This is a genomic window from Bacillus cereus group sp. BfR-BA-01441 (assembly GCF_022663075.1).
GTDB lineage: Bacteria > Bacillota > Bacilli > Bacillales > Bacillaceae_G > Bacillus_A > Bacillus_A cereus.
Genome location: NZ_JAKUEU010000141.1, coordinates 1 through 6,849, shown reverse-complemented (window position 1 = coordinate 6,849; position 6,849 = coordinate 1). Strand labels below are relative to the sequence as shown.

Below are 6,849 nucleotides of genomic sequence, written 5' to 3'. Positions count from 1 at the left end.
ATTTAAAAAATATTTTATCATATGAAATAAAGTAGAAGTGAATTATTTTTTGAAATGGAGTTTTCCTGATTTTTCAGCAGACAGACAGAGTCTTTTTTTGATATGATAGGAAAAGTGATTTATTATAAGTAGTATTTAATATCTATAACATTTGAAAGGTGTGCAAGACGTGGAGAAACAACTTGCAGGCTTGCCGGTACACGTTCATTTCGTAACAGAAATCCGTGAAGGGGCGAGGAAGGAAACCGTTGCTTTTGAAGCAAATGGTCAATACTATGTAAAAGGTCAAGGTACATATGTAACATTCCAGGAGCCGAACGAACAAGGCGAAGTGAAAACAATTATTAAAATTCAAGATGAACAAGTTCTTATTATGCGTTCAGGTGCTGTTTCTATGCGTCAGACGCATGTGAAAGGTGAATGGACAACTGGTACGTATACGAGTGAACTTGGTACGTTTGCATTGCAAACAAAGACTGATAACGTTCTTTTTAAATGGTCGGATGAAAAGAAAAAAGGACAACTCTTCTTAACGTACGCATTGCTTCTAAGTGAACAAGAAGCTGGCAGATATACTATTACAATTAATTTGAAGGAGGCAAAATAATGAATTCCTTAGAACAGGTAAAAGGATTGATTAAAGAAGAAATTCAGGCTGCTGTATTAAAGGCAGAATTAGCGACAGAAGAACAAATTCCAAACGTTGTATTAGAATCTCCAAAAGATAAAACAAATGGTGACTTCTCTACAAATATGGCAATGCAACTTGCACGCGTTGCGAAAAAAGCACCTCGTATGATTGCAGAAGAACTAGTTGCAAACTTCGATAAAGCAAAAGCTTCTATTGAAAAAATCGAAATCGCTGGTCCTGGTTTTATTAACTTCTATATGGATAATAGCTACTTAACAGATTTAATTCCAACAATCGTAAACGCTGGTGAAGCTTACGGTGAAACGAATACTGGTAAAGGTGAAAAAGTACAAGTTGAGTTCGTATCTGCGAATCCAACAGGTGACCTTCACTTAGGACATGCACGAGGTGCGGCAGTAGGTGACACTTTATGTAACCTATTAGCAAAAGCAGGATACGATGTATCTCGTGAGTACTACATTAATGACGCTGGTAACCAAATTCATAACTTAGCTCTTTCTGTTGAAGCTCGTTACATGCAAGCTTTAGGCTTAGAAAAAGAAATGCCAGAAGACGGATACCATGGTGCGGATATCATTGGAATCGGTAAACGTTTAGCAGAAGAATTCGGTGATCGTTATGCGAAAGCTGATGAAAAAGAAAGCTATGAATTCTACCGTGAGTACGGTTTAAAATATGAATTAGCAAAACTTCAAAAAGACCTAGAAAGCTTCCGCGTTAAATTTGATGTATGGTTCTCAGAAACATCATTATACAAAAACGGGAAAATTGATCAAGCACTTGCTGTATTAAAAGAGCGCGACGAGATCTTTGAAGAAGACGGTGCAACTTGGTTCCGTTCAATGACTTACGGTGACGATAAAAACCGTGTATTAATTAAAAATGACGGTTCTTACACATACTTAACGCCAGATATCGCGTATCATCGTGATAAATTAGAGCGTGGTTTCGATAAGTTAATTAACATTTGGGGTGCTGACCATCACGGTTATATTCCACGTATGAAAGCTGCTATTCAAGCACTTGGTTACGATAAAGACACGCTTGAAGTAGAAATCATCCAAATGGTACAACTATACCAAAATGGTGAAAAAATGAAGATGAGTAAGCGTACGGGTAAAGCAGTTACACTTCGTGAGCTTATGGAAGAAGTAGGCGTGGACGCAATGCGTTACTTCTTCGCAATGCGTAGCGGTGACTCTCATTTAGACTTCGATATGGACTTAGCTGTATCAAAATCTAATGAAAACCCAGTATACTATGCACAATACGCTCACGCTCGCGTATGCAGCATCCTTCGCCAAGGTGAAGAATTAGGATTAGCTACAGGCGGAGACGTTAACTACAAACTTGTTACTTCTGAAAAAGAAGTAGAGTTACTGAAAAAACTTGGTGAATTCCCAGCGGTAGTTGCGGATGCAGCACAAAAACGTCTACCACACCGTATTACAAACTATGCATTTGAATTAGCAGCAACATTACACAGCTTCTACAATGCAGAAAAAGTATTAAACCAAGATAATTTAGAATTAAGTAAAGCTCGTTACGAGTTAATGAAAGCAGTACGCACTACACTTCAAAATGCATTAGCAATCGTAGGAGTATCTGCACCAGAAAAAATGTAATTAAGAAAAGCGGAAGCGGACTTTCGTTTTTAAATAAAAGGCAATCACACGATGTTGTGATTGCCTTTTTATGTGGAGATAATAAAAAAATAAAATTTTATCAAACAAAAAGGGAATTTGCGTCGTCTTATATAAATGACAGGAGGCTTATGATGGAAGAAAAGGTAGAAGAATTAATTGATATATATATAAGAAGCAAATATATTCCTTATGCTATAAGTTAGCAAAGACGAAAGAAGACGCGGAAGATATTTTTCAAGAGACATGGATAAAAGTTTTTTCATCGCGGCACCAACTTTCTTACGTGGAGAATTATAAAAAATGGATTACTACAATTTGTGTTCGTACGTTTTATGATTTTTATCGTAAGAAAAAAAGGTGGAAAGATCGAATATTGGATTTGTTTCATAAAGAGGATGGTGGAGAAATAGATTTCGCAGATGATGTGAATATATCAGAAGGATTTATTCAAAAAGTGGAAGCGGAAATGATACGGGAAGTTATACAGCTATTGAATGAAAAATATAAAACCGTGCTCGTACTCTACTATTATGAATAATACTCTTATAAAGAAATGAGCGAAATATTAAATATACCGATTGGTACGGTAAAGTATCGGCTTAATTATGGGAAAAAGAAAATGCGAGAACATTTGGAGGGGTTCGTTCATGAAGGAAGATAAATTTGAACAGAAAATAAAGAGCAGTTTAGCAGAAGAGATAACTCCAAGCGAAGAGCTAATAAATAACACGAAGCAGGGCGTGCGAAAGGCTCAGAAGTTAGAGAGGAAATGGATGATTTGTATTCACACCATTTGGATTGTTTTGTTAACAATTGTTATAGAACAATTTGTCACTCATTTGGATTATAAAATTCCTATGTTAATAGCCATTGTGATTATGATGCATGTATACATTCCGATATATGTTGTAATACAGTCATTTTTAAAGAAGGAGTATAAATTACATGAATGAGTTCGCTAATCCGTTTGTACTATTTGAAGTAGCTGGAGTGACGATGTTTTTAGCTTTTATAGCACTTTTAATATGTGTTGCATCATGGGTATATACAGATGCTAAAGCACATTAAATGAGTAAAGGATGGATTGTCTTAGCGGTTATATTTCCATTTTTTATCTGTTTTTGTTATATATGGTAAGAAGAAGTAAAAAGAAAGTTGAAGGAGAATATAAGATGAACTTTGTTAAAAAACAGAAAGTAACATTAGTTGCGATATTGGCAAGTACAATGTTTGTATTACTTAGTGGTTTTGCTTTTGCACAAACGTTAGATGACGCGTGGAAAGCAGGAGATATATATTTAGAAAATGAGAAGCAAGGGGAGACAAGTTACGAGGCGAAATTCTCATCATGGGATATTGCCGGTAAAGATATTGAACTTCAGTATGAGAAGGACACAGAAGTGACATTTTCTTATGAGACAGATGCAAAACGAGGAGAAGGTATAAAAGAGTTAAAGGAAATCTGTGAATCGAAAAAAGGTAGTTTTACAGTTACTTTAAAAGCAAATGAAGAGTATGTATTGAATATAAGCGGATTAAAAGTGAAAGATGGATTCGTAAAAGTGAATTGGCAAGAGAAATAAAAGGGGCCCTATAAAGGACCTCTTTTTTATTGAATAGTATAAGTAACAGAAAAACTAACAGGACTATAGTAAACGTAAGGTGCATGAAATTGAACATACATATTTCCATCTGTTTTTGCAGTGAAAATTCGGCCGTAACCATCAGAATAACGTCCAATTAGGTTATGATTTGAGTCATAAACACTGTAACTAGGAGTTTTGCTGTTAGGATGAATTGTTAGTTCTTGTCCTTTTTGAAGGAAAATAGGTTCTTGTTCAGAACTACCTCCAGTTTGCAAAGAATAAAATTTTGTAAAGCTTTGTTCTTGAGCGGCAGCAGCGACTTTTGTTTCAGGAATAAACGCAGTAGCTCCAGTAATTCCTGCTAAAGTTAATGCACCTGCTAAAATCATTTTTTTCATAATAGAAAAAGCCTCCTTATTAGTTGTAATCGGTGTTGTTACAGTTAATATTGTATACGATAATGGGTAGGATAAAATATGCTTTTATGCATATATATTTTTTCTCAATAAAAGACCACTGATAAAATCAGTGGTCTTTTAAATGATTAAGCAGCTTTCTGTTCAGTTTGAGGAACAGGTTTTTGAAGCGAGTTATAAACTCCTGTTCCGATAACGTCTAATGCTATTCTCATTCGTTCAGGTGAAATGTTTTCTAATACGTTATCTTGAGGTGTATGGTATACCTTCTCAATATGATAGATTAATGGATTCCAACTATCGACACCCATCCAAATGAATAGAGCAGCAGGAATACCAGCTTCAGCAAATGGAACATGATCACTAGAACCGAATTTACCTTGTAGGACGAGGTCATTATTTAGTTGTTTACCTGCTTGCAAGGCAGCGTCTGTTACAAAGTTTGTAGAGCCGTCAGGTGTCATAGCGTATAAATTCTTTGCTTTATCATAATTTGTTGCAACCATGTCGGCGTTAAAGACACCTAAAATACGGTCGCGTTCTTTCTGGGATAGACTATTCACGTAATAATCCGAACCAAGTAATCCAGTTTCTTCAGAACCAAAGGTAATAAAGCGAATTTCTTTATCAGTTTCTACATTTTGAAAAGCACGAGCTAGTTCTAATACTAATCCAGTTCCAGAAGCATTATCATTTGCGCCAGGTGCTCCGACAACACTATCATAGTGCGAGCTTACAACGACTGCTTTCTCATTACCTGTACTCTTTTTTGGTTTCTTTTTGGCGATAACATTTAGAGATGTTAATTTAGATTCATGTCTCGCTTTTAGGGAAAGAATTGTTGTCCCTTTTTTAGCGATTTCTTCTTTAAATGCATTTCCTTGCGCATAAGCAAGACCAAAGACAGGGATAGACTGCTTTTTCGTTAGGCGGGGATTGAAGGTTTGTCCATAATTTCCGCGTCCGCCAATTAAACTGTATAAAAGAACACCTTTTGCACCTTTGCTAACAGCATTTTCAACTTGCTTATTATAGTCTGTAACTGTCGTTCCTCTTTCAAATAAAACAATTTTACCGTTTACTTCATTTGGAATATCTTCTAATTTTGTCCCACCTTGAACAAAGATAAGGGGAGCTGTAACAGCTTCTGTAGAAATGAGTGCATTAGGAGCAGCACCAGCTTGCCAATTACGTTTTGTTGATAGTGGTGATTCAATGAATCCAACGTATTGATCGGGCACCTGAAATGGTTGATATTCTACGTCATAGCCCATTGATTTAAGCTGCATACCAATGTAACGAGAAGCCCATTCTTCGGATTTTGTTCCACCGGGGCGAGGACCAATTGTTTCAGATAAGAAACGAACATGTTCAATCGCGCGGTTTGGATCAATCTGTTTTGTAATAGATGGAGTTTGTGTAACCTCTGACGTGGAATCCGCTTTTGCTTGCCCAATTGGAGCTAAGCTAACAGCGAGTGATACAGCAAGCAAAGAGCTTACTATTTTTTGTTTCAATGATTTTCTCATTTTTTCCTCTCCTATTCTGCTATTCTCTGTGACTGACAAAAGAAGACGGATAATGACTTTATTTTACCTTCGAGTCTTTTGTTTTTCAATATTCTGACATTGAGAAATAAAAACAATATATGCATATTTGCATATTTTTGAGGAAGATATGTATGCTATCATTTTAAACGAAGGTTCGCTTTCTACTCTGAAAGCTCCTACATTGCATGAATCTAGTGTACCCAAACTTTAGATTATGTAGAGAAATGGAACCACTGTAGGGTTTCATTTCTCATGTTTGAATCAGTTGATGGTAATTATGTTTCCGCATTTCATAATTATTATCAGTGATATATGTAAGGCATCCATATGAAAATAAGAGGCTGTTCAAAGGTTTTCCGTACTTTTGGGCAGCCTCACCCCGTTAAAAGGACGATACTTTATGTATCGTCCTTTTTGTATAAAAAAACATCCAATCAATTGAGAGATTGATTGGATGTGAAAAAATTATTAATAATTTTTTTTGCGTTTTGTAGCCAAAATACTTAATAATCCAGCTAGTAGAAGAAGGATACCTACTGTTTGTGTAGGGTCTTCTTTATGACCTGTATTTGGAAGGTGTTTATCCGTATTTCGATCATCTTGCTGTTTGTTATCTGTTTTATTCGATGTTTCTTCGGAAGTTCCGTTTTCGTGTTTCTCAGATGTTTCATTGCCTTTGTTTTCTTCTTTATTTGGAGGAGTAACTGGCTTGTCATCTCCACCTGACGAAGATTCAATCTTTTTATTTGAAACTGTAATTTGTAGTGGTGTAGCTTGGGCTTTATCAATTGTAAAGTTTATTGGTGATGCATCTAATTGATAGCCTTTAGGAGCCTGTGTTTCTACTAATTGATAATTACCAGGTTTCAAATCATTTACGATTACTTTTCCGTGTTGGTCTGTTTTTAAACCTTCTCGGATGATTTTTCCATCTTGGTCTAAAATATTGAAAATGGCACCTTCAAGTGTTCCATGGTGATCAATATCAACTTTAGTTAA

At 35.8% G+C, this 6,849-nt stretch carries 6 protein-coding genes and 2 pseudogenes; 5 read left to right on the top strand and 3 right to left on the bottom strand.

The features are described from left to right. Window positions 1-169 precede the first annotated feature (169 nt). From MR107_RS28585 to MR107_RS28565, 5 genes and pseudogenes are all read left to right on the top strand, one after another. Entirely contained in the window at window positions 170-607 is a 438-nt protein-coding gene (locus MR107_RS28585; protein WP_000414867.1) for a YwiB family protein, read from the top strand. Beyond that, window positions 607-2,277 (top strand): arginine--tRNA ligase, encoded by a 1,671-nt coding sequence (argS, locus tag MR107_RS28580; RefSeq protein ID WP_001086454.1) that lies wholly within the window; start codon window positions 607-609, stop codon window positions 2,275-2,277. The genes MR107_RS28585 and argS overlap by 1 nt, the downstream gene beginning before the upstream one ends. Before the next feature lie 152 nt (window positions 2,278-2,429). Continuing rightward, window positions 2,430-2,959, top strand: a pseudogene (locus MR107_RS28575) (RNA polymerase sigma factor). Then, the gene (locus MR107_RS28570) at window positions 2,946-3,251 is read left to right on the top strand and encodes an ECF-type sigma factor negative effector (protein ID WP_000656684.1); all 306 of its coding nucleotides are present in this window, start codon (window positions 2,946-2,948) and stop codon (window positions 3,249-3,251) included. The pseudogene MR107_RS28575 and the gene MR107_RS28570 overlap by 14 nt, the downstream one beginning before the upstream one ends. Next, window positions 3,244-3,881 (top strand): annotated as a pseudogene (locus MR107_RS28565) (anti-sigma factor). Before MR107_RS28570 ends, MR107_RS28565 begins: the two are co-directional and overlap by 8 nt. Before the next feature lie 26 nt (window positions 3,882-3,907). On the opposite strand, the gene MR107_RS28560 reads toward MR107_RS28565, so the two are convergent. The 3 genes from MR107_RS28560 to MR107_RS28550 all read right to left on the bottom strand — a co-directional run. Then, entirely contained in the window at window positions 3,908-4,282 is a 375-nt protein-coding gene (locus MR107_RS28560; protein WP_000738221.1) for a hypothetical protein, read from the bottom strand. A gap of 146 nt (window positions 4,283-4,428) precedes the next feature. Then, the gene (locus MR107_RS28555) at window positions 4,429-5,829 is read right to left on the bottom strand and encodes a M28 family metallopeptidase (protein ID WP_001232216.1); all 1,401 of its coding nucleotides are present in this window, start codon (window positions 5,827-5,829) and stop codon (window positions 4,429-4,431) included. Between the two features lie 489 nt (window positions 5,830-6,318). Next, the coding region (locus MR107_RS28550; RefSeq protein WP_242293039.1) for a prealbumin-like fold domain-containing protein at window positions 6,319-6,849 on the bottom strand (531 nt) is incomplete at its 5' end.